We start from the raw sequence: 23,618 nt of genomic DNA on the forward strand, positions 1-23,618 counted from the left end.
CCGAAGAGATCGTCGCAGTCGTGCGCGATCCCGTGAAATCGCCAGGTGAGGGCCCTCATCGCCAGGTGGGGCCGCCTCATGGAGATCGGCAGGCGCCGGCGTTCCTGAGGGGGGACACGTGGCGAGGCACGATGCGTTACCGAGCTATGAGCAGTTGTTCGACGTCGATCTCGACTACCGGCAAGAGGACGAGGCCCGGTCGGTGTATTCGCCGGGCGCCTATCTCGCCGATCTGCTCGGGCTCATGGAGGAGGTCTTCGAGCAGCCGTCGCTCCTGGGGGCGGAGCGGCGGCCGGACCTGAAGAGGATCCTCCTCGATGCCGAGAACACCTTCGCGGAGTCGCCGTACCTCGACATCGTCATCGAGGTGCTCGAACAACTCGTCGGGGACGAACCCTACGAGGTGCTGCGCCGGCTGGAGTACCCGTTCAGCCTGCCGTTCTCGCTGCACGAGGAGGAGCTCAAGACCTACCTCCGCCACCTGCGGGTCGGCCCGGACGAGCTCTACCGCTTGTTCGCGCCGCTCGCGGACGCCGGCACCGTCGCCAGGCTCGCTCTGGGCCTGTCGGCCGAGGACGTCGCGAGCGCGACGGCGGCGGCCGGCGAGGCGCTGGTCAAGAGCCGCTACGGGCTCGCCGCGCAGGACTCGCTCACCCCGCTCGCCGAGGTCGAGCGGTTCAAGCAGGTCACCGGGCTGAGCGCGCTTGAACTGCGCGAGCTGCTGGTGCAGGCGGAAGATCCGGATCGGCCGCCGTCCGGGTTCTTCGTCAACCTCGGCGCCACCCCGGTGACGCTGTCCGAGGACGGCGCCAGGCTGGTGGCGGGGACGGGGCCGGTGCCGCTGTCCTGGTACGACCGCGTCAACCGGCTCGTCCGGCTGGCCCGCAGGACCGGCCTGACCACCACGGACCTCGACCGCGTGCTGACCACGTGCTGCGGCGGCACCCTCGACGCGGCCGCCCTGCGCACCATCGCGGTGGTCGTGCACCTGCGCGGCAGCTACGACCTGACCATCGACGGCGTGTGCGGCCTGGCCGTGCCGATCAGGCCGGCCGAGCTGGAGGACCTGCCCGACGTGTCGGGCGACCTGCTCGCCACGCACAACAAGGAGTACCGGCGCAGGCTGGCACGTTCCATCCAGACGTCGGAGAGCGATATAGCCGAGGTCGTGCGGCGCTTCCGCGACCGGTACAGCGCGCTGGAGCCGAGCCCGTTCGACCGCGGGGAGATCGGGCTGCCCGCGATCGCGCTGCTGCAGCGGGTGGGGCGGTTCGTCGCGGTGCTGGGGATCTCGGCAGGGGAGTTCTTCGACCTCCTGGAGATCCTGGAGAGCGACCCGTCGGTGCAGCGCTACTCCACCTTCTCCATCCTGGGCGGGAACGAGCCGCGCCTCCAGGACTGCTACCGGATCCTGGAGGGGGCGGACGCCTCCAGGACGGCGGGGGCGGACGTCGCCTCCTGCCTGTGGCTGGCGCAGATCTCGCTGGCCGTGACGCGGTGGATGCAGGCCGCCGGCTTCAGCGGCGCCGAGCTGCTGGACATCCTGGGCGGATCGCCGGGAAGGCCGGCCGAGGAGCACGCGGAGCAGGTCGCCGCGCTGGACAGCCTCTATCAGCGGTTCGCCGCCCTGGAGCCGGACGCGTTCGAGGGCGATCGGTTCGGCGAGCGGGCGGCGCAGGTCCTGCACGGCGTCCTGGCCGGCCGCACCGACGGCGTCGTCTCCGCGCGGGACGACCGGCTGCTCCGCCTCGACCCGGACAAGGCGGCCGTGGCCGCGTACGACGCGGTCACCAGCCTCGGGGTGATCGTCGGCGACGACTTCATCGGGCTGGGGCTCGGCGAGCGGCTGGCCGGGAAGATCCACGCGGGCCTGGTCCGCACCGGCCGGCTGGCGGCCGACGGCCGGCTCGTCACCGACGGGCTGCCGGACACCTCGCACGGGCTGCGGCTGGAGCGGGACTTCGGCTCCTACAAGGAGCTGCTGTTCAAGCTGATCAACAGCGTCGGCAACGGCACCTCGGTCTTCTACCCGTCCGACCTGTCGGCGCTCGGCGACCTGACGCCCGAGCAGCAGGCCGAGCTGTACGACAACCTGATCTACCACGGGTACGTGGACGAAGAGGGCACGGTGTCCGATCCCGGGTTCTTCGCCGACGAGGCGAACCTCGGGCGGTTCACCGTCAACGCGGGCCTCACGGACGTGGCGCCGGCCGTGCTCGACGAGCTGCGCGGCCGGGTCGCCTGGTTCCGGCGGCTGCCGCTCGCGCTGGACCCCGGCATCTTCGCCGAGCTGCGGCTGAGCGATGCGCGGACGGCGGAGCTGACCGAGAGCCTGCGGTTCAACGGCTACCTCGACGAGCACGGCGTCTATCTGGACAAGGTGGCGCTGGCCGGGCTCAGGCTCGACGAGCTCGCCCTGGCGCCGGAGTTCCATCCGTACCGGCGGGCGATCCTCGACGCGATGAAGCAGCAGATCGCCGCCCTGGAGACCGAGCTGTACACCTTCACCCCGGAGGACTTCGCCGACGTGGCGGACCAGGCGGTCGCGCAGCGGGTGATGGAGGCGCTCGAAGGCGTCTACCTGAGCGACGGCCGGGTGGCCGCCGATCTGGCCGAGCTGACGCTGGACGACCGGTTCACGGCCGCGGAGACGGCGACGGTCGCCGCGCGGATCGCCGAGTGCGTCGCGGACGAGCGGCCGTACCGGCTCGACCTGGGCCGGGTCGCGGACCTCGGCTTCGACGAGGAGGAGCAGGACGCGCTCGTCGAGAACCTCGTCGCGGCCGGGCATCTCGACGAGCGGCTGGCCGTGCCGCGCACTGCCGTCGGCTACTTCCGCAACCCCGGGAACGCGGTCGGCTTCGTGCTCCCCGGGCTGGAGGACTTCGCCAAGGACCTGTTCTTCCTGCTGCACGCCGTGGCCGTGGAGATCGCGGCGGCGACGAGCGAGATCACCGCCGCGCTGGAGAGCACGGAGCGCCGGCAGCAGGCGTCGCTGACCGCCGCGCTCGCAGACGCGGCCGGCGTGCCCCAGGCGAGCGTGGCGGCGATCTGCGCCGGGGTGGCCGGCAGCCTGCCCGAGGCGGTCGAGGTGCTCGTGCCGCCCGTCCTAGCGGCCGGAGACGAGAGCGGCGAGGTCCTCGACGTGCCGCGGGACCCGCACCTGCGGGCCGCCTACCGGCGGATCAGGCGCTTCGCGCTGCTGGCCGGCAAGCTGGGGATGGATCCCACCGAGATCGCCGTCGCCTTCCAGGACCAGGACCTGACCGGCAAGCATCCCGAGCCGCTGGCCCTGCCGCCGGGCGTGGAGCGCATCGACGCCCTGCTCAGGAGCGCTGACGGCAACATCTACCTGTTCGCCCCCGGCGGGTACTGGGTCTACTCGGCGGCCACGTACGAGCTGATCGACCCGCGGCCCAAGCCGCTGGCCGAGCTGTCGCCCCGGTTCGAGGGGCTGAGCGGAATCGACGCCGCCTTCGCCTATCCGGGCGGCGCGGAGTGGATCGTCGGCAGGGGCGCCGACGGGGCCTCGCGCCTGTTCGTGAAGGAGCCGGGGAGCCTGCGCTGGGCGCCGCGCGAGCAGGTGTGGGGGAAGGTCAGGAACAACTTCGACGCGCCGCGGCGGATCGACAGCGCGTTCGTGGACGAGGACGGCCGGACGTTCCTGTTCTGCGGCAACCAGTACGTCCGGTACCAGGGCTCCGACTACAGCGTGGTGGACGAGGGCTACCCGCGCGGGATCGCCGAGTGGTGGCAGGCGGAGGGGCACGACACCCCGCTGCCCCCGGCGTTCGGCCGGTCGATAGACGCGTCGTTCCAGGACGTGGACGGCCGGACCCACCTGTTCACCGGCGGCCGCTACCTGGCCGTCGGCGTGGGCGAGGAGCCGATCTCGGCGCGGTGGGGCCGGATCCGCAACGCCTTCGACGGCACCGAGCGCGTCGACAGCGCGTTCACCGCCGCGGACGGCCGGGCCTACCTGTTCCGCGGCAACCAGGTGATCGGCTACTCCGACAGCCTGGAGAACGACGGCGTACGCGTGGACGACGGCTACCCGCGGCGGATCGGGGCGCGCTTCCCCGGCCTGCCCGGCGAGTTCGAGAGCGGCATCGAGGCCGCCTTCACCGACTCCTACGGGCTCGTCCACCTGTTCAAGGACGGCAGGACGGTGGCCGGCGGCACCTCGGGCGTCGGCCGGCCCCAGGCCACAGCCGAGCGCTGGGGCACCCTGGCCGAGGTGCTGGCCGGCGGCACGGTAGACGCCGGCATGGTCGGCCTGGACGGCAAGACGTACGTGTTCAGCGGCACGAAGTACATCAGGTACTCCAGCGCCGACTACTCGGTCGTCGACCTCGGCTACCCGCGCGGGATCGCCGGCGACTGGGGCGGGCTGCGCCGGGTGGACGCCTCCTTCGTCATGGACGGCATGACCTACCTGTTCGGCACCGGCGGCCGGCTCTTCGACCTGCCGCTGGACCAGGTGCCCGAGCTGGACGCCGGCCGCCTGTCGCCGGCGCTGCGGCGCCGCTTCCTTGAGCACGGCCTGTCCTTCGCCGAGGACGCGGCCGTCGGCGGCCGGACCACCGAGTGGCAGCTCACCACGGAGCAGGGCGTCACGGTCACGCTCAGGAGCAACCCCCTGCACGTCCAGGTGCACGCCGACGGGGGAGACTTCTACGTCCGCTACTCCACCAGGGACTACACCCGCCCGGACCCCGGCTACCCCAAGCCGGTCTCCGACAACTGGTGGAACCTGCCGGCCGCGCTGGCGGACGATCCGCGCCTCGCGGTCATCGACGCCGTGTTCACGGGCGCGAACGGGCAGACGTACCTGTTCGCCGGCGACGTGTTCGTGGTGTTCGACAGCAGGCACCGCTGGTGGTCGGAGCCGCGCGCGATCGATGAGCACTGGGACAGGCCGCCGCTCCGGAAGGTGGACGCCGCCTTCATCGGCAAGGACGGCAGGACGTACGTGTTCTACGGCGACCTGTACGTGCGCTACTCGACCGGCGACTACACCAAGATCGACGACCGCTTCCCGGCGAGCGTGCCCGCCTACTGGGGCAACGTGGTCAGCCGGATCGCCAGGACGGGACGGGTGGACGCGGCGCTGGTCACGGACGCGACGGAGCTCGTGGACGGCTCCGAGGTGACCACCCGCCACACCTACCTCTTCTCCGGCGACCAGTACGTGCGCTACTCGGGCGACGAGCTCACCCACGTGGACGACGGCTACCCGCGTGCCCTGTCCGACCTGTCGAAGGAGCCGCGGCTGGCGAGCCTGGCGAGCCTGGACGTCACGTTGGACGGGGTCGACGCGGCCTTCGCGGACCGGCGCAACGTCTACCTGTTCCGCGGCGGCCGGTGCCACGTCGTCTCCGACGGCCTCTACCGGCGCTACGACGATCTCGGCCTGGCCGGGACCGGCTGCGCGTACATCGAGGACGGCTCGGTGCTGGCGGAGGACGCCGACGGCTGGCACCAGCGCTCCGCGATCGAGGCGACCGTGGTGAGCTCGGCGCCGGTCAGGCCGCGCCTGCTGCGCGGGGTGCCGGAGGGGTTCAGGACGGGGCTGGACTCCGTGCTGCGGGGCGCGGACGGGAACACCTACCTGTTCAAGGGGCCGTACTGCTTCAACACCCGGCTGAACAGGGAGTACCTGCTGGCCGAGGAGTGGGGCCGGCCGCGTAACACGATTTATCAGGACAACCGGGTGGATGCGGCCTTCGTTGGCCGCGACGGGAAGACGTACCTGTTCAGCGGCGACCAGTTCGTCACCTACACGGACGTGGACGGCACGATCGACGGCGAGCCCAGGTCCGTCGCCGCGCACTGGGGCGGGCTGGACAACGTCGCCCTCGCCTACGTGCGCGGCACGAAGACCTACCTGTTCGAACGCCCGGACGCCGACGGCGTCATGCGGCACCTCGTCTACTCGGGAGAGGACTACGCCCGGCCGGACGACGGCTACCCGACGGCCGTGGACGAGGGCTTCTGGGAGGTGCCGGACGCGTACCGGATCGCCGGGCACGCCAGGCCGGACGCGGTGCTGTTCGAGGGCGACACCATGCTCCTGCTGTACGGCGAGCGCTGCGTGCAGTTCAACGAGACGACCCGCGAGTGGTCCTACCCGCGCCCGGCCGAGCGGATCTGGCCCGGCTTCGGCCGCGGGCTGGAGCCGGGGGACGCCCTGCGCACGGCGTTCACCGCGCCCGACGGATCCACCTGTTTCTTCTTCGCCGAGCAGTACGCCAGGTACGCCGGCCGGGCCTTCGCGCCGCTCGCCGCCATCCGCGACAGGTGGGGCAGGTCGCCCAACCCGTTCGTGGCCGACGACGGCACGGCCAGGATCGACGCCGCGTTCGTCCACCAGGATGAGCAGACGTACCTGTTCTCCGGCGACCACTACGTCCGCTACTCGGGCTCCGAATACCGCTACATCGACCCGGGCTACCCGAAGAAGATCATCGGCAACCTGCGTCACGAGGCGGCGTTCGCGAACCTGCCGGAGTCGTTCGACGACGCGATCCAGGACCGGGGGCAGACCCGGCGGATCGAGGCGGCGTTCGCGAACCGGCGCACCGCCTACCTCGTCGTCGGCGGCTCCTGCCACGTGGTCTCCACCGCCGCGACGGCCACCTACGACCTGAGCGGGATCGGCCGGGTCAGGAACACCGTCGTGGACCGGGAGCAGGTCGACGCGACGCTCGTCGCGGGCCCGCACACCTTCCTGTTCTCCGGCGACCAGTACGTGCGCTACACCGGCACCGAGTACGAGTACGCCGACGACGGCTACCCGCGCACCATCGGCGGCTCGCTGCCCGGCGAGCTGGGCATCCCGGCGCTGCCGGACGAGTTCGCGGACGGGCTCGACGCGGCCTTCCGCGCGGCCGGCGGTGCCACGTACCTGTTCAAGGGCGCCCGCTACCTGCGGGCGGGTGACGAGCCGCAGCCGATCGAGAGCCTGTGGGGCAAGGTGCGCAACGCCTTCGCGGAGGGCGCGGTCATCGACACCGCGTTCGCCGCGCCGACCGGCGAGCTGTACGCCTTCAGGGCGGGGCAGTACGTCCGCTACCGGCCGGGCGAGACGGAGTTCGTGGCGGAGGGCTACCCGCGCACCGTCAAGGACGACTGGGGCGACCTGCCCGGCCGTTTCGAGGAGGGCCCCGACGGAGCCTTCGTCTTCGAGGGGCGCACGTACCTGTGCAGGGGCGAGGAGTACGTCCGCTACTCCGGCGGCTACGACAGCGTGGACCCCACGTTCCCGCAGCGATTCAGGCACCGCTGGTCGGACACCGCCGAATACCGGCTGAGCGACGTCCACACGATCGTCAGGTTCGTGGACCTCGCGCGGACGCGGCCCGACGGGCTGGCCGCGTTCCTGCTGAACGGCCCGACGTCGGTGCCGGATCCGTACCGGTATCTGGCCGACCTGTTCGGCTGGGACGTGGACGAGATCAGATGGGCCAAGCGCAACGCCGCGCTCCTGACCGTCGCCACGCCGGAGGAGGGCCGCTTCGAGATCGAGTTCGTGCTCAAGCTGGTCGAGCTGTTCGCCCTCACCGACCGGCTGGGCGCCGCGCCGTCCACGCTGTACACCGACGTCTGGCACAACGCGTACGAGATCGCGGACGGCCAGGCGGCCGGCGCGGCCCTCCTCGGCGTCATCGAGCGCAGGTACGGCCCGCAGGAGTGGGAGACGGTCGCGGCCGCCCTCCACGACGAGCTCAACGTGCTCAAACGGGACGCGCTGGTCGCGGTCGCCCGGGGCACCGGCTCCTCGCAGGAGCTGTACGACCGCTTCCTGATCGACGTGGAGACGGGCGGCGCGGGCCGGACCTCGCGCGTGCGCGAGGCCATCGCGGCGGCCCAGCTCTACCTGCACCGCTACCTGCTCGACCTGGAGGCGGTGACGCCGAACGACAAGCGGGAGCAGGACGAGACCAGGCGGCGGGTGAAGACCTGGTGGGCCTGGATGAAGAACTACCGGATCTGGGAGGCCAACAGGAAGGTCTTCCTCTACCCGGAGAACTACGTGCGCCCCGAGCTGCGCACCGCGAAGACGCCCGCGTTCGAGGCGCTGGAAGAGGACCTGCTGCAGGGCGAGATCACGCGGGAGAAGGTGGAGCGGGCCTACAAGCGCTATCTCGACGAGTACACCGAGGTCTCCAGGCTCGCGATCGCCGGCGGCTACGTCTACGCCGAGGACGGGGCCGGCGCGGGTGTCCGCAGGCTGGTGCTGTTCGGCCGGACCAGGACCGAGCCGCGCGGCTACTACTGCCGCGAGGCCGAGTTCAGGGACGGCGAGCGGCTGTCGGCCAGCTGGGAGCCGTGGCTCAAGGTGGACGTGGCGATCGACGCCGAGCTGGTGTACCCGGTGCACGCGTTCGGCCGGGTGTTCGTGTTCTGGCCGGTGGTCGAGACCGTCGCGCCGGAGAACGCGGCCGGCACCGTGATCAGGGCCGAGCGGACCGGGGACACCCAGAAGGTCTCCGCTCCGGAGGCGGCCGCCCACCGCGTGCGCATCTACTACTCCTTCCGCAACCTCACCCACGACTGGGTGCCCGCGCAGGTCCTCCCGGTGGAGGAGCGGCAGGACGCGCCGATCTCCGAGGTGAGCCTGTACGTGCAGGCGTCCGCCACGGTCCCCACCGGGCCGGGCGAGTCCAGGGACGTCCACGACTCGATCATGGTCACCTGCTCGTACACGGTGACGCGGCCGAATGACAAGGAGCGGGTCAACGCCGCCTTCGCCCTCACCCCCGAGCTGTACGCGGTCCGGGCGCCGGAGCCGGCCGAGCCGCCACGGGGCGGGCGGCTGGATCGGATCTTCGCCAAGGCGGACGCCGACGCGATCGCCGAGTCGTCGGTCGTGCGGTTCGCCATGCCGGTCGGTGCCGAGGGCGGCGTGTGGCTGAGCGTGGACCACAAGGGCGGCAGCTTCCTGTGCCGCCCGGTCATCCCGCCCGGCGGCCAGGAGCGGCGAATGCCGCTGAGCGGCAACGAGGACCTGCTGCCCGTCGCCTGGTCGCCGATCGACGCCGCCGTCGAGCTGCCCGTCATCGGGACCCGGTACTACTTCAACACCAAGGACCTGTTCTACGTGGAGGTGGGGAAGGACAAGACGGCCGCCCGGCTGAGCAGGCCGGCGATCTCCGACCGATGGGGTTACGTCCCCACCCCCCTGTCCGCTTCCGGCACCGTGGACGCGGTCCTCGTGCGGGAGGAGCAGACGTTCGTCTTCTCCGGCGCCCTCTACTACCGCTACTCGGGGCGGCCGCTCGGGGTCGTCGACGACGGCTACCCGAAGGAGATCGCCACCAACGGCGACCGGCTGCCGAAGTGGCAGCAGGTGGACGCGGCCGGCGTCGGCCCGGACGGCAAGGAGTACTTCTACGCCCGCGACGTCGGCTACACCGACTCGTCGAGCCTCGGCTCGCCGCCGCGCCAGGTCCCGTGGCAGCTCCCCGCGAAGGTGGACGGGATCGCGGCGCTCCACGGCAACGTGTACGCCTTCGTCGGCAACCAGTACTACCGCTTCAAGCAGGACGGCACCGTCGACAAGGACCAGCCGCTCCCGCTGGACAAGAACACCGAGGGCCTGCCACTCGCCGGTCCGGTCAACGCCGCCTTCCCGTACGGGGACGGCGCCGTCTTCTTCGACAACACGGCCATGACCTACGTCACGATCACGCCGAAGGAACCCGCCGAGGACCAGAAGGACAAGAAGGACGGTAAGGAGTGGGTCCGGAGCGAGCCGTCCGACACCAGGGGGCTCGGCCGGGCAGGGAGCCAGATCACCAGGGCAGGCGTTGACGCCGCGTACGTCGCGGACGGCAAGCTGTTCCTCACCAGGGGCCTGGAGTACGTCCGCTACACCCTCGACAAGGACCACACCGTCCCCTTGCTGGCCGACGCCGGCTATCCGAAGCCCATGCACCGCTCGGTGCGGGCCGTCTTCAGCCGCGGGGGCCTGCGCTACGTCCTCAGCGGCACCGACTACGCCGTCCTGGAGCCGGAGCAGGAGCTGGGCGAGGAGCTCGCCTTCGCCCCGGTCGCCGGCAACTGGGGCGGGCTGCCCGCCGGCTGGGAGGAAGAGCTGACCGGGGTCCTCAACACCGGCGACCTCTACCTGTTCCTCGGCGCCGAGTACGTCAAGTTCCCGGCGGGCGAGGGGGCGCAGCGGCCGTACGAGATCGCGGGGCTGGCGCACCAGGTCGTCCGGCTCACGTCGAGCACGGCGTACCGGCTGAACAAGGCGCTGCTGACCGGCGGGGTGGCGGAGCTGCTCGCGCCGCGGACGCAGGAGATCGACGAGCTGCCCGCGTTCAGCGTGGACGTCTCCGACCCGACCACGATCAGGGTGCTGCCGGACGTGGCCGAGCAGGGCATGCCGGCCAGCTCGCACCTCGACTTCCAGAGCGGCAACGGCATCTACTACTGGGAGGTCTTCTTCCACGCCACCGTGCTCATCGCGCAGGCGCTCAACGGCGCCCAGCGCTTCGACGACGCCCGCACCTGGTACGAGTATGTCTTCGACCCCACCCAGCCGAGGTACTGGCGCTTCCTGCCCTTCCTCGCGGTGGACGTGGCCGCGCTGGTCGCCGGCTGCCGCGACGACCTGGCGGAGCTCGAAGCGCTCCGCGTGGACGCCGGCCGGGCGGGCGAGCTGCTCGGCCGAGAGCTCGACCGGCTGGAGGCGCTGGCCCCCGCCTTCCTCCAGGTCCGCGAGCTGACCGGCGACGAGGCCGCCTACCTGTCCGGCCTGGCGACTGGCGGGCTGTCGGAGATCGAGGCGGCGCTGCGCGCGGCGAAGGTCACGCCGAAGGCCACGCGCCCGATGGACAGCCTGCTGGAGCGGGTCGCCATGATCGGGCGGCTGCGGCTCCAGTACGACCTGATGGGCGACCGGGACACGCTGATCAGGACGTACATGGAGGATCCGTTCGACCCGCACGCGATCGCCGAGCTGCGGCCCTCGGCCTACCGCCGCGCGGTCGTGATGGCCTACGTCGACAACCTGCTCGACTGGGGTGACCTGCTCTTCCGCCAGTACACGGCGGAGAGCGTGGACGAGGCCAGGATGCTCTACATCTTCGCCTACGACCTGCTCGGCGCGCGGCCGGAGGACCTCGGCCCGCGCGCGCTGAGCGCCGCCAAGAGCTACGAGCAGCTCGAACGCGCTCCGCGACCGGCCCAGAACGCCGAGCTGACCGGCGGCGGGGCGCTCCTGGACGGGCCGGGGGCGGTGCACGGCAGCGTCGAGAGCCCCTACTTCCACGTCCCCGGCAACACCGTGTTCCTGGACTACTGGACCAGGGTCGAGGACCGGCTGCGGAAGATCAGGGCCTCGCTCGACATCATGGGCGTCAGCCGGCCGCTGCCGCTGTTCGAGCCGCCCGCCGACGTGATGGCGCTCGTCCGCGGCGTGGCCGGGGGCGCGGGGCTGGACCAGCTCGCGGCGGCGGCCATGGCGCCGGTGCCGCACTACCGCTTCTCCTTCGCCTTCAGGAAGGCGCAGGAGCTGGTGGACCGGCTGCGGCAGTTCGCGGGTGACCTGCTCAACGTGCTGGAGCGGCGCGACGTCGAGGAGCTGGCCCTCCTGCAGAACCGGAACGAGGGCGCGATACTCGCCATGACCCTGGCCATCAAGGAGGCCCAGGTCGAGATCGCCACGGAGGGCCTGCGCGAGGCCCAGGCGGGCAGGGACGGCGCCGGCGAGCGGGTGCGCCACTACGAACGGCTGATCGCCGAGGGGCTGACCGAGCTCCAGGAGGCGCAGATTGAGGCGATGACGGGCGCGGCGGCCTCCCAGTTCGCCGCGAGCGGGCTCCAGGTCGCCGCGGCGATCGCGTCCGGCGTCCCGGAGGTGCTGGTCGGCCCGTTCATCATCGGCACGAAGCAGGGCGGCGTCCAGGTCGGGTCCGTGCTCGGCCACAGCGCGGACTTCGCCGCCTCGCTGGGCCAGGGGCTCAGCCTGCTCGGGGAGCTGCTCGGCATCAGGGCCGAGCACGAGCGCATGGCGGAGGACTGGGCGCTCCAGCTCGCCACCGCGCACAGCGACGTGGCGCAGCTGGAGCATCAGGTGGCCGGCGCGGAGCTGCAGGTCAAGGTCGCGCAGCGGGAGCTGGAGGTGCAGCGGCAGGAGATCGCCAACCTCGACGCGGTCGGCTCGTTCATGAAGAACAAGTTCGCCGGCGCGCAGCTCTACCACTGGATGTCGGGGCGGCTGTCCGGCATGTACTTCCAGACCTACAACATGGCCTACGAGCTGGCGCTGTCCGCGCAGCGGGCCTTCCACTACGAACGCGGCATCCCCGAGGGCGAGGCCGGCTTCATCCAGCCGCTCTACTGGGAGAGCCGGCGCAACGGCCTGCTCGCGGGCGAGAGCCTGGGGGCCGACCTGGACCGGCTCGGCAAGGCGTACGCCGAGACCGACGGCCGCGGGCTGGAGATCACGAAGAAGGTGTCGCTGCTCGCCCTGGACCCGCTGGCCGCGCTCAGCCTGCGCAGCACCGGGCGGTGCGAGTTCGCCCTGACCGAGGCGCTGTTCGACCGGGACTTCCCCGGTCACTACCGGCGGCGGATCAAGACGCTGTCGGTCACGTTCGAGGGGGCGGAGGAGCCGCTCGGGCTCAACGCCACGCTCACCCAGCTCGACAGCAAGACCGTGCTGGCGGCCGACCCCAAGGCCGTCAAATACCTGATCGACGCGAAGGGCCCGATGCCCGGCACGCTTCGTGCCAACTGGCGGCCGGGCCAGCAGATCGCGCTGTCGGACCTCGAACCGTACAAGGACAACAACGGGCTGTTCGAGCTGCGCTACGACGACGACCGCTACCTGCCCTTCGAGGGCACGGGCGCCGTCTCCAGATGGCGGCTGGAACTGTCGGCCAAGGGCGCGCCAGAGCTGCGCGACGTCACCATCACCGTCAAGTACGCCGCGGAGCAGGGGGGCGAGCCGTTCGCCAACGCGGTGAAGGGCATGCTCAGGCCGTATCCGGCCGCCCGTTTCCTCGACCTCGCCACCGCGTTCCCCCAGCTGTGGACGGACTTCGTCGAGGGCGACGCCGACCGGCTGACGCTGCCGCTGACGCGGGAGATGTTCCCCGGCATGGTCGGCCGCCAGATCACCGGCGTCTACCCGCGCTACGAGCTGACCGGCGACACCCCGGTGCGCTTCCTGCTCAACGGGGACCGGCAGTTCGCGCTGGACGAGGGCAGGCTGCTGCCCACGCCCGGCCTCGCGGTCGGCGGCGCCGGCTGGACCCTCGTGCTGGAGGGGGACAAGGCGGAGCTGGCCGGCGCGGGACTGGTCCTGACCTACCGGGCCGGCGTCCAGTAGCGGAACTCACGAAGGAGAGCAGGGCACGTGAAGAGAAATCAGCCGGAGCAGGGCCCCAAGCGGGCGCTGAAGCGACGGCGGTCGGATCCGGACGTCAGGCGGGGCGCCCAGCAGGACGACGACCGGCTGCAGGGTCGCTCCCCGATCAGGCCGCGACAGCTGGTCAAGACCAGGCGGCGCTCGGTGCAGCAGCCTCGCCCGCCGCGCCGGCCGAGCGCCGCGGGGGACAACCAGGGTTTCCTGAACGACGTCTACCGGCGGTACTACCGCAACAGCAGGAGGGTGGAACAGGGCGATCTGAACAACAGCGTGTACCGGTTCTCGGGGTACGGCTCCTCCGAGTACACCAGCAAGCCGCTCAAGGAGGGCGACGTCCTCCAGCTCGCGCAGACCGTCGCGCCCCTGTGCGAGGTGTTCCCCCAGGGCAAGGGCACGATGTCGGAGGCCCTGGCGAAGGGCGACTACTTCTACTTCGACAGCAAGATCCGCCAGAAGACCAGCAGCAAGGGAGCGTACGGCGGCAAGATCCACGAGCGGCGCCTCGTCGTGAACCTGAAGAGCCAGCAGGCCGCGCTGAGCCTGGCGGGCAAACTGGTCAGGTTGTTCGACCTGACCGACTCCCGCGCGGTCGCTCCCTATTTCAGGCAGTTCAAGGTGAAGCTGTCCACGAAGGCGGGCGGCACGGAAGGGCCCGTCAAATACGACAAGCTCGTCCTCTACTACGGGACCGACGAGCGGGACGTGGACGGCGACAGGGTCGGCACCGAGATCGCCGAGTTCCTCGACGACACGGTTCCCGACGCGGATCGGGACGACCGGTTCGGCGCGTTCTACTCCAAGGTCGTCAAGGGGGTCGCGTGGGCCGAGGAGCCCGACCACATCGACGTGCCGAAGCCGCGCAGCTTCACGGACTCGCGGACCAGCGCGGTGGTGAAGGTCATCCAGGACAACCGGTACGTCAGCAGCCCGGCCGACTTCCGCTTCAAGGTCTATGACGAGTTCGAGCGCTCGAACATCGCCTGGCCGGACCCGCACCGGAACATCGAGCCACCGGATCCGCCCACGACCTGACCGATGAGTTCCGCCGGGCGGCCCTGTCTAATGGGATATGCGCAAAGTCATCTACTCGATGCTCATCTCCCTCGACGGTTACGTGGAGTCGCCCGGCGGCGACATCAGCTGGACCGCGCCCGACGACGAGGTCCACGCCTTCATCAACGACATGTCGCGCGACATCAGCGGCGCGCTGTACGGCCGGCGACTCTACGAGAACATGTCGGCCTTCTGGCCCACCGCCGACGCCCGCGCGGACGCGCCCGCCATCGAGGTGGACTTCGCCAGGATCTGGCGGGCCATGCCGAAATACGTCTTCTCCTCCACGCTCGACAAGGTGGACTGGAACAGCACGCTCGTCACCGGCGACGTCGAGACGGAGGTGCGTGCGCTCAAGGCGCGGGGGGACGGCTACCTGGAGGTCGGCGGGGCCACTCTGGCGCACAGCCTGCTGCGGCTCGGCCTGGTCGACGAGCTGCGGATCTTCATCCATCCGCTCCTGGCCGGCCGGGGCAAGCCGTTCTTCCCCGAGCTCGACGCCCTGGTCAGGACCCGGCTGATCGAGACCCGGGCGTTCGCGTCCGGCATCGTCTATTTGCGCTACGGAGTAGAGTCCGGCAGGTGACGGCGAGCCCTTGCGCGACTCGCGGAAATCGTCAACTCTTAGGAAGGTTTCCTATTAGTTGAAGGAAGTGGCCAGGTGCGCGGAGTCTTGGCGGTCCTCATCCTCCTGCTGACCGCGGCCTGTGGCGGGGTGGAGCCCGCGGAGCCCCCGGTCAACGCCGAGGACGTGATGTTCGTGCAGATGATGGTGCAACATCATCGGCAGGGGATCGAGATCGCCAAGGTGGGCACCGCCCGCGCCACCACACCCCAGATCAAGACGCTGACCGCGGCCATCGAGACCACCCAGCAGGACGAGGTCGAGCGGATGCTGCGCTGGCTGCACTCCTGGGACCAGCCGCTCACCCCCGCCACGGGCGCGCACGACCACCATGGCGGCATGCCGGAGACGGACGTCAAGCGGATCGAGGCGCTGAAGAAGTCGAAGAACTTCGAGTACGACCTGCTCAACCTGCTCGTCGCGCACCAGGACGACGCCATCCAGATGGCCGCGGGAGAGGTGGCCGGCGGGGTCAACCCGGCGGTGCAGGAGTGGGCGGCCCAGGTGCAGTCCTCGCGCAAGGCGCAGGTCGCCATGATGCTGGACCTGCTCAAGCGCTGACCTTCCCGGCGGAGCGGGCGGCTCCTCACTTACCTCATGTCGCGAAAACCACTCTCCTCATAGACGCCCATGGGAATAAGTGATTAGATCACTTGATATGTCCGAGGTTACGCGGCCCACGCTTTCCGACGCTCTGACCGAGCGCATGCTGGAGCTCATCCGTACTGGGGGGCACCGGCCGGGCGACAGGCTGCCCTCGACCAGGGAGCTCTCCCAGCGCTTCGCCGTCACCACCCCGACGCTGCGCGAGGCGCTACGCAGGCTCGAGGCCACCGGGGCCATCGAGATGCGGCACGGGTCCGGCATCTACGTCGGAGCCGACATCGAGCGGCTGGTCCTGCCCAACCCGAACATGCGCGAGATCCACGCCGCCCAGCTCCTGGAGCTGCTCGGCGCGCGAATCGTCATCGAGCCGCCGCTGGCCGCCCTGGCCGCGGAGCACGCCGGCCGCGAGGAGCTGTCGGCGCTGCAGCGGGTGCTCGACGAGGCGGGCAGGCATCTGCGAGGCGAGGACGCCGAGCTGCACGATGCGAACATGACCTTCCACCGGGCGACCGCCCGGATGGCGGGCAACAGCGTGCTGCACGAGGTCGTCGACTCGCTGCTCACCGTCCACGGACCGGAGCAGCGGGAGATCCTGCAGATCTTCGACGACCGGCGCCGCGACTACGAGGAGCACCTGGCGATCCTGGAGGCCATCGAAGCACGCGACGCGGCGCAGGCCGAGTCGCGCATGCGGGCCCACCTGGTCGACGTGAAGACGGTAATAGAGCACAGGTTGCAATCCCCCCGATAGAACCAAGGAGGCCGGCCCATGTTCCGGTCACGTGTGGCCACGCTCGGCGTGGCGGCGCTCGTCCTGACCGCCTGCGGTGGAAACGGCGCGGAGGCGCCGCAGAAGAAGACCGAGCTGACGCTGTACAACGACAAGGGTGCGTGGACGAAGTACTTCGATGAGATGGGCGCGCTGTCCAAGCAGAGCATCGGCCTGGGCATGAAACCGACGGGCTACACCGACTCGGCCCAGTACCAGGCGTTCATCAAGGCCTCGTTCCGCACGAACGTCAAGCCGGACCTGTTCACCTGGCAGACCGGGGGGATGCTGGAGGAGATCGTCAAGCAGAAGCAGGTGGCCGACACCACGGCCGTCTGGCAGGAGGCGATCAAGGCCGGCGACCTGTCCCAGGATCTCGCCCCCTACTACACGATCGGCGGCAAGCAGTACTGCGTGCCGATGAACGTCGCCTACTGGGGCATGTTCTACAACAAGAAGATCTTCGACAAGTACGGCCTCACGCCGCCCGCCACCTGGGAAGACCTGATCAAGGCGGCCGAGACGCTGAAGAAGAACGGCGTGAAGGCGTTCTACCACACCAGCGTGCTGTTCTCCTTCGTCTGGTTCGAGCAGCTCATGGCCGGCACGGACCCGGACCTGTACGACCGCCTGTCCACCGGCAAGGCCAAGTACACCGACCCCGGCGTGGTCCAGGTGATGGAGAAGTGGAAGTCGCTCATCGACGCCGGCTACTTCATCAACCCCGGTGACAAGACCGACCCGGGCGACGTGCTGAAGAACGGCAAGGCGGCGATGGTCTCGTTCGGCAGCTGGTTCAACACCAGCATGACCTCGCGGGACATGAAGGCGGGCACCGACTACGGCTTCTTCGCCATCCCCAACGTCAACGCCTCCCTGCCCAAGACCTCGATGATCTTCGAGAGCGGCCCGCTCTGCTCGCTGACCAAGGCCGCCGACCCGGACGCCAGCATGAAGTACCTCAAGTGGTGGACGACCTCGCAGGCCCAGGAGAAGTGGGCGACGAGCAGGGGCGACGTGAGCGCCAACCCCAAGGTGAGCATCCAGGACGAGGCGCTCGGCACGGTCACCAAGGACGCGGGCGGCGGCAAGTACCGCCTGGTCAACCGCTACTTCGAGGCCACACCGCCGCCCGTGCTGACGGCCGCGCTGGACGGCTTCGGCAAGTTCGTGACCGAACCGGCCACCTACAAGGAGGTCCTGGAGACCATCCAGAAGGCAGCCGACGAGTACTGGAGCACCCACCAGTGAAGCGAGGGAGCCCGCCTCACGGAGTGAGGCCATGAGCACGCGGGCGCCCATGCTCGGCAGGTTCAGGTATGGGTACGTGGCTCCCGCCGCCTTGCTGGTCGCGGGGTTGCTGTACGCGCCGTTCCTCTGGACGGCCTACCTGAGCCTGACCCGCTACGACGGACTGGAGCCGCCGGCCTGGATCGGCCTGCGCAACTTCGCCAAGCTGTTCGACGACCCCGCGCTGCTCACCTCGACCCGCAACACGCTGATCTGGGTCGTGGGCACCATGGTGCTGCCGGTCGGGCTCGGCCTGCTGGTCGCGGTGCTCTCCTACGACATCAAGGGCGGCGCGTGGTTCCGCGTGCCGTTCATGCTGCCGTACGCGCTGAGCGGCGCGGGCCTGGCGATGGTGTGGAGCCCGATCCTCTCCCACGACGGCATCGCGAACCTGCTGCTCGGCGTGGACACCGCGTTCCTCCAGGAGGCGCCGGCCAACACGATCGCGATGCTGCTGGTCTGGACCTGGCAGCAGCTCGGCGTCAACACGCTGCTGTTCGTGGTGGGCCTGCAGTCCATCCCGAAGGAGCCGATCGAGGCGGCCAGGATCGACGGGGCCTCGGGGTGGCGGCTGTTCCGGCACGTCATCTGGCCCCTGATGCGCCCGCTGACCGCCGTCGTCGTCGGGCTCGCGCTGGTGGCCAGCCTCAAGACGTTCGACATCGTCTGGGTGCTGACGCAGGGCGGCCCGGGGCGCAACTCCGAGACGCTGGCGGTGACGATGTACAAGGACACGTTCGTGGCCAGCGACTACGGCTACGGCTCGGCCGTCGCCGTGATGCTGACCGTCGTCACGGGGCTGGCGTCCTACCTCTACCTCAAGAGGCAGGTGAGCACCCCGTGATCAGGCGTGCCGTACTCGTCGTGCTCGGGCTGATCTGGCTCGGGCCGACCTACCTGCTGCTCGTCAACGCCTCCAGGCCGGCGAGCTCGTACGATCCGGGCCACGCGTGGGTGCCCTCCGGCGACTTCGCGCTCTTCGAGAACTTCGCGAAGGCGCTGGAAGGCGCGAACCTGACCCAGAGCCTGGCCAGCACCGCGCTCTACAGCATCGTCTCCCCGCTGCTCGGCGTCCTCATCGGCGCGCTGGCCGGCTACACGATCGTGGTGCTGCGGCTGCGGCACGGGTTCTGGTGGTTCCTGCTGATCTTCGGCGGCACCATCTTCCCCTCGCAGATGCTGCTCGTGCCGCTGTTCGTCGGCTACAGCGACGCCGGCCTGTACGACAGCCGCCTCGGCATGATCCTCATCTACACCGCGATCAACGTGCCGCTGGCCGCCTTCGTGCTGCGCAACTTCTACACCGGCGTGGCCTTCTCCATCTTCGAGGCCGCCCGGATGGACGGCGCCTCCACCTGGCGCATCTTCTGGCGGATCTACCTGCCGATCTCGCTGAGCGCGCTGACCGCCGTGTACATCCTCGAGTTCACCTTCATCTGGAACGACCTCATCTTCGGCCTGACCCTCACGCAGACCGAGGAGGTAAGGCCCGTGATGACCGCCATCGCCGGCCTGATGACCGACGTCTACGCGGGCACCCCCGTGCCCGTCGGCCTGGCCGCGGGGCTCGTCGTCTCGCTGCCGACCGTCTTGCTGTTCCTCGCCACCCAGCGCCTCTTCGCCAGGGGCCTGTCTCTAGGGAGTGTTTGATGACGAGCCGGTTGCTCCAGCGGAGCCTGGGGAGCCCCGACTACGACGGGATCCGGCAGGCGCTGCGCGACGACACCTCGACGCCCGTGATCAGCGTGCGCGGCGTGGAGGTGCGGGTCGCGGTGCTGCCGCTGTTCACCCATGACGGCCGCCAGGCGGTCCGGGTGTCGAGCACCGAGCCGCTGACGCACGTGCTGGTGGGCGTGGACAGCGCCTCGGGCAAGGACGTGACGCTGCTGGTCCCCGAGGTGGACGCGCCGCGCACGTTCACGCTGGAGTGCCGCGACGACGCGGGAGTGGTCGGCACCGCCCAGGTCACGGTGACGCCGCAGCGCAAGTGGAGCGTGTTCGTGGTGCACCACTCGCACCTGGACATCGGCTACACCGACCCGCAGGGCACGGTGCTGCGCCACCACCTCGACTACCTCGACGCGGCGCTGCGGCTGGCGGAGGAGACCGCGTCCTGGCCGGACGACGCCAAGTTCAGATGGTCGGTCGAGTCGTCGATGCCCGCGCTGAAGTGGCTCGACGCCCGGCCGGCCGAGATGGTGGAGTCGTTCGCCGCGCGGGCCCGCGAGGGCGTGATCGAGGTGACCGCGCTGCCGTTCCAGCTGCACACCGAGGCGTGCTCGACCGAGGAGCTCTACCGGCAGCTCCGCTTCACCACCCAGCTCCAGGAGCGCTACGGCTTCGCCACCAAGTCGGCCATGCACACCGACGTGCCCGGCGCGGTCGTCGGCCTGGTGGACGCGCTCAACTCCGCGGGCGTGCGCTACCTGGCCGCGGCGCACAACTGGGCCGGGCGCTCGGTGCCCTACCTGCACGGCGGCGACAAGCTGACCAGGCCGTTCCGCTGGCGGGCGCCCAGCGGGAACGAGGTCATCGTGTGGTTCACCGACACGCCGCACGGGATGGCGTACATGGAGGGCAACACGGTCGGGCTCACCGACTCCTACGAGCTGGCCGACGACCTGCTGCCGCGGTACCTGTCGGCGCTGGCCACGCGGGGGTATCCGTACGGGCCTGGGACGTTCGGCTGGCAGGGGCCGGACGCGCCGCGGGAGCCGTACGAGCTGGACGTGCTGCACCTGCGGGTGCAGGGCGCGCACGCCGACAACGCGGGCCCCTCGATCGTGCCCGCCTCGATCGCCCGCAGGTGGAACGAGCAGTGGGCCTACCCGCGCCTGCGCTCGGCGGTCAACAGCGACTTCTTCGAGCACGTCGAGGAGCGCTACCACGACCGGCTGGCCGTGCACGAGGGCGACTGGACCGACTGGTGGGCCGACGGGCTCGGCTCGGGCGCGCGCCCGCTCGGCTACGTGCGGCGGGCGCAGTCCGCGCTGCGGGTCGCCGAGACGCTGCACACGCTCGCGGGCGCGGACGCCACCGAGCAGATCGACCTGGCCTACGACAAGGTGGCGCTGTTCAACGAGCACACCTGGGGCGCGGCCAACCCGTGGGAGGACGCCGAGGAGGCCGGCGACTCCGGCGGCCTGCAGTGGACGCGCAAGTCGTCGGGGGCCTACTCCGCCCAGGACGACGCGGCCGACCTGCTGCACGCCGCGACCCGGAGGTACGCCGCCGCGCTGTCGGAGTCGGGCACCGAGGGCGGCGCGCTGGCCTCCTTCGCCGTCTTCAACCCGGGCACCTGGACGCGGACCGACGTCGTGCGCGCGTTCCTGCCGCGGGACGTGGTGGGCGTGGACGTGCCGATCGCGCTGGTCGACTCGCGCAGCGGGGAGACGCTGCCGCACCACGAGGAGTTCGTGGACCCGGTGGACTGGCCGACCCGGCCGATCGGGCGGCACATCCACGCCGTCGTCCCGGAGCTCCCCGGCTTCAGCTACGCGCGCATCGACGTCGTGCCCGGCCAGAGCCAGGCCCCCGAGCCGGTCGAGCTGGACCTGGGCGGCGTGATCGAGAACGAGTTCTACCGGGTGGCCTACGACGTCCGCGAGGGCTACATCAGCTCCGTCTTCGACAAGCGGGCAGGCCGCGAGCTGGTCAACAGTGACGCCGCCGCGGGCTTCGGCCAGTACGTCTACGACCAGTACGCCACCGCCCCCCACTTCAACCACCTGTCGGGACACGTGGGCGCGCACGACCGCACGCTGCTCGGCGACCGGGCCATCGGCAAGCACGCGACCGTCGTCAAGGCCCAGCGCACGGCCGCGGGCGAGAAGCTGGTGGTGGAGCTCCAAGGCAAGGGCGTCGACTGGCTGCGCACCACGATCGAGCTGCACTACGGCGTGCCCAGGGTGGACCTGACCTACCAGCTCGCCAAGCAGGGCACCCCGGCCAAGGAGGCGGTCTTCCTGGCCTTCCCGTTCGCCGCGGGCGAGCCCACCGCCTGGGAGCTGACCGGCGGCGTCGGCGGCCCCGGCGTGGCACGCGTGCCGGGCTCGGCCGAGTACATGCTGCCGATCAGGCACTGGATCGCGTTCGAGGACGCCGAGCTGACCATCGCCTGGGCCACGCTGGAGGCGCCGCTGGTCCAGCTCGGCACCATCCACATGCCGTACGCGCCGTTCCCGCCGACCCTGGACCAGGAGGACGGCACGGTCTACTCGTGGGCGCTGAACAACATCTGGGACACCAACTTCCCCGCGCAGCAGCAGGGCGAGACCACCTTCCGCTACGCCGTGACGAGTGAGCCGGCGGCCCAGGGCCGGCGGCTGGGCGCGGCGGCCGCGTCCGGGCTGACCGAGCCGTTCGTCGGCGCGCTGATCAGCGACAGCCCGGCGGTCACCGAGTCGTACGTGTCCGTCGACCACCCCGACGTGCTCGTCACGTCGATCGGGCAGGACGGCGGCGAGCGGATCGTGCGCCTGCAGTCGCTGGCCGCGGAGCCGGTCGAGGCGACCGTGCGGCTGCCCGGGCTGCGCTCGGCCAGGGTGAGCGCGGGGCTGGCGCGCGACATGCGGCCGCTGGAGGTCACCGCGGAATCGGTCAAGGTCCGGCTGCCCGCCTGTGGGGTGGCCGCCGTTTGGGGGACGTGCTCGTGAAGATCGTTGACATCCGGGCCACGACGGTCGCGGTCCCGCTCGAAGCGCCGTTGCGGCACAGCAACGGCGCCCACTGGGGCAGGTTCGTCCGCACGATCGTCGAGGTCGAGGCCGACAACGGGCTGGTCGGCCTGGGGGAGATGGGAGGTGGGGGAGAGAGCGCGGAGTCGGCGTTCCGCGCGCTGATGCCGTACCTGAAGGATCATGATCCCTTCCAGCTGGAGGCGCTGCGGTTCAAGATCGCCAACCCGACGGCCTCGCTCTACAACAACCGGACCCAGCTGCTGGCGGCGATCGAGTTCGCCTGCATCGACCTCATCGGGCAGCACCTTGGCGTGCCCGCCTGCGACCTGCTCGGCGGGCGGGTGCGCGACGCCGTGCCGTTCGCCTCGTACCTGTTCTTCCGCTACGCGGCCGAGGGCCACGCCGAGATCCGCACGCCCGACCAGCTCGTCGAGCACACCGCGCGGCTCAAGGCGGCGCACGGGTTCACCGTGCACAAGCTCAAGGGCGGGGTCTTCCCGCCCGACTACGAGCTGGAGTGCTATCGGGCGCTGGCCGAGGCGTTCCCCGGCGACCGGCTCAGGTACGACCCGAACGCCGTGCTGTCGGTCGCCGAGGGGCTGCGCTTCGGCCGGGCCATCGAAGGGCTGAACAACGACTACCTGGAGGACCCCGTCTGGGGGCTCGAAGGGCTCAGGATCGTCCGCGAGCAGGTCAAGGTGCCGCTGGCGACCAACACGGTCGTGGTCAACTTCGAGCAGCTCGCCTCGAACGTCCTGCGCAGGGGCGCCGACGTGATCCTGCTGGACACGACGTTCTGGGGCGGGATCAGGCCGTGCGTGAAGGCCGCGGGCGTGTGCGAGACGTTCCAGCTCGGGGTGGCCGTGCACTCGTCGGGTGAGCTGGGCATCCAGCTGGCGACCATGCTGCACCTGGGCGCGGTCCTGCCGAACCTGACCTACTCCGCCGACGCGCACTACCACCAGCTCCGCGACGACGTGATCGAGGGCGGCAAGCTGGCCTACGCGGACGGCGCCATCGCGGTGCCCGACGGGCCGGGGCTGGGCGTGCGGCTGGACAAGGAGCGGGTCGCCCGGTACGCCGAGCTCTATCGCGAGATGGGCGGCTATCCCTACGACCGCGACCCGGGGCGGCCCGGCTGGTACGCCACCGTTCCGAACGAGCGCTTCGCCGACCCGACCGTGTCCTTGGAAATCACACCATAATTGGGCG

Annotated in this window: 10 protein-coding genes; all 10 read left to right on the top strand. The window is 70.5% G+C overall.

What is annotated here, in order from left to right; translation table 11 throughout:
• Nucleotides 1–118 precede the first annotated feature (118 nt).
• The 10 genes from ETD85_RS03535 (at nucleotide 119) to ETD85_RS03580 (ending at nucleotide 23,611) form a co-directional block, all read left to right on the top strand.
• A complete protein-coding gene (locus ETD85_RS03535; RefSeq protein ID WP_138688118.1) occupies nucleotides 119–13,345 on the top strand; it encodes a hemopexin repeat-containing protein in 13,227 nt (4,408 codons plus the stop codon).
• 27 nt (nucleotides 13,346–13,372) lie between these two features.
• Complete coding sequence (locus tag ETD85_RS03540; protein ID WP_138688119.1) at nucleotides 13,373–14,416, top strand: T3SS effector HopA1 family protein; 1,044 nt, start codon at nucleotides 13,373–13,375, stop codon at nucleotides 14,414–14,416.
• Between the two features lie 37 nt (nucleotides 14,417–14,453).
• Nucleotides 14,454–15,023, top strand: coding sequence for a dihydrofolate reductase family protein (locus tag ETD85_RS03545; RefSeq protein ID WP_138688120.1), 570 nt, complete (start codon nucleotides 14,454–14,456; stop codon nucleotides 15,021–15,023).
• Between the two features lie 75 nt (nucleotides 15,024–15,098).
• Entirely contained in the window at nucleotides 15,099–15,623 is a 525-nt protein-coding gene (locus ETD85_RS03550; protein ID WP_138688121.1) for a DUF305 domain-containing protein, read from the top strand.
• A 97-nt stretch (nucleotides 15,624–15,720) separates the two neighbouring features.
• A complete protein-coding gene (locus ETD85_RS03555; protein WP_138688122.1) occupies nucleotides 15,721–16,419 on the top strand; it encodes a FadR/GntR family transcriptional regulator in 699 nt (232 codons plus the stop codon).
• Between the two features lie 18 nt (nucleotides 16,420–16,437).
• The gene (locus tag ETD85_RS03560) at nucleotides 16,438–17,688 is read left to right on the top strand and encodes an ABC transporter substrate-binding protein (RefSeq protein ID WP_138688123.1); all 1,251 of its coding nucleotides are present in this window, start codon (nucleotides 16,438–16,440) and stop codon (nucleotides 17,686–17,688) included.
• Nucleotides 17,689–17,719: 31 nt separating this feature from the next.
• On the top strand, nucleotides 17,720–18,571 hold the full coding sequence (locus ETD85_RS03565; protein WP_240778909.1) for a carbohydrate ABC transporter permease: 852 nt from the start codon (nucleotides 17,720–17,722) through the stop codon (nucleotides 18,569–18,571).
• On the top strand, nucleotides 18,568–19,377 hold the full coding sequence (locus ETD85_RS03570; RefSeq protein WP_138688124.1) for a carbohydrate ABC transporter permease: 810 nt from the start codon (nucleotides 18,568–18,570) through the stop codon (nucleotides 19,375–19,377). The genes ETD85_RS03565 and ETD85_RS03570 overlap by 4 nt, the downstream gene beginning before the upstream one ends.
• A complete protein-coding gene (locus tag ETD85_RS03575) occupies nucleotides 19,377–22,382 on the top strand; it encodes a glycoside hydrolase family 38 N-terminal domain-containing protein (RefSeq protein WP_138688125.1) in 3,006 nt (1,001 codons plus the stop codon). Before ETD85_RS03570 ends, ETD85_RS03575 begins: the two co-directional genes overlap by 1 nt.
• Complete coding sequence (locus ETD85_RS03580; protein WP_138688126.1) at nucleotides 22,379–23,611, top strand: enolase C-terminal domain-like protein; 1,233 nt, start codon at nucleotides 22,379–22,381, stop codon at nucleotides 23,609–23,611. The genes ETD85_RS03575 and ETD85_RS03580 overlap by 4 nt, the downstream gene beginning before the upstream one ends.
• Nucleotides 23,612–23,618 lie beyond the last annotated feature (7 nt).

The organism is Nonomuraea zeae, assembly GCF_005889725.1.
Taxonomy (GTDB): domain Bacteria; phylum Actinomycetota; class Actinomycetes; order Streptosporangiales; family Streptosporangiaceae; genus Nonomuraea; species Nonomuraea zeae.

Coding starts and splice junctions, on each gene's coding strand:
- ETD85_RS03545 (WP_138688120.1), top strand. CDS start 14,454: ATGCGCAAAGTCATCTACTCGATGCTCATCTCCCTCGACGGTTACGTG.
- ETD85_RS03555 (WP_138688122.1), top strand. CDS start 15,721: ATGTCCGAGGTTACGCGGCCCACGCTTTCCGACGCTCTGACCGAGCGC.
- ETD85_RS03560 (WP_138688123.1), top strand. CDS start 16,438: ATGTTCCGGTCACGTGTGGCCACGCTCGGCGTGGCGGCGCTCGTCCTG.
- ETD85_RS03565 (WP_240778909.1), top strand. CDS start 17,720: ATGAGCACGCGGGCGCCCATGCTCGGCAGGTTCAGGTATGGGTACGTG.
- ETD85_RS03575 (WP_138688125.1), top strand. CDS start 19,377: ATGACGAGCCGGTTGCTCCAGCGGAGCCTGGGGAGCCCCGACTACGAC.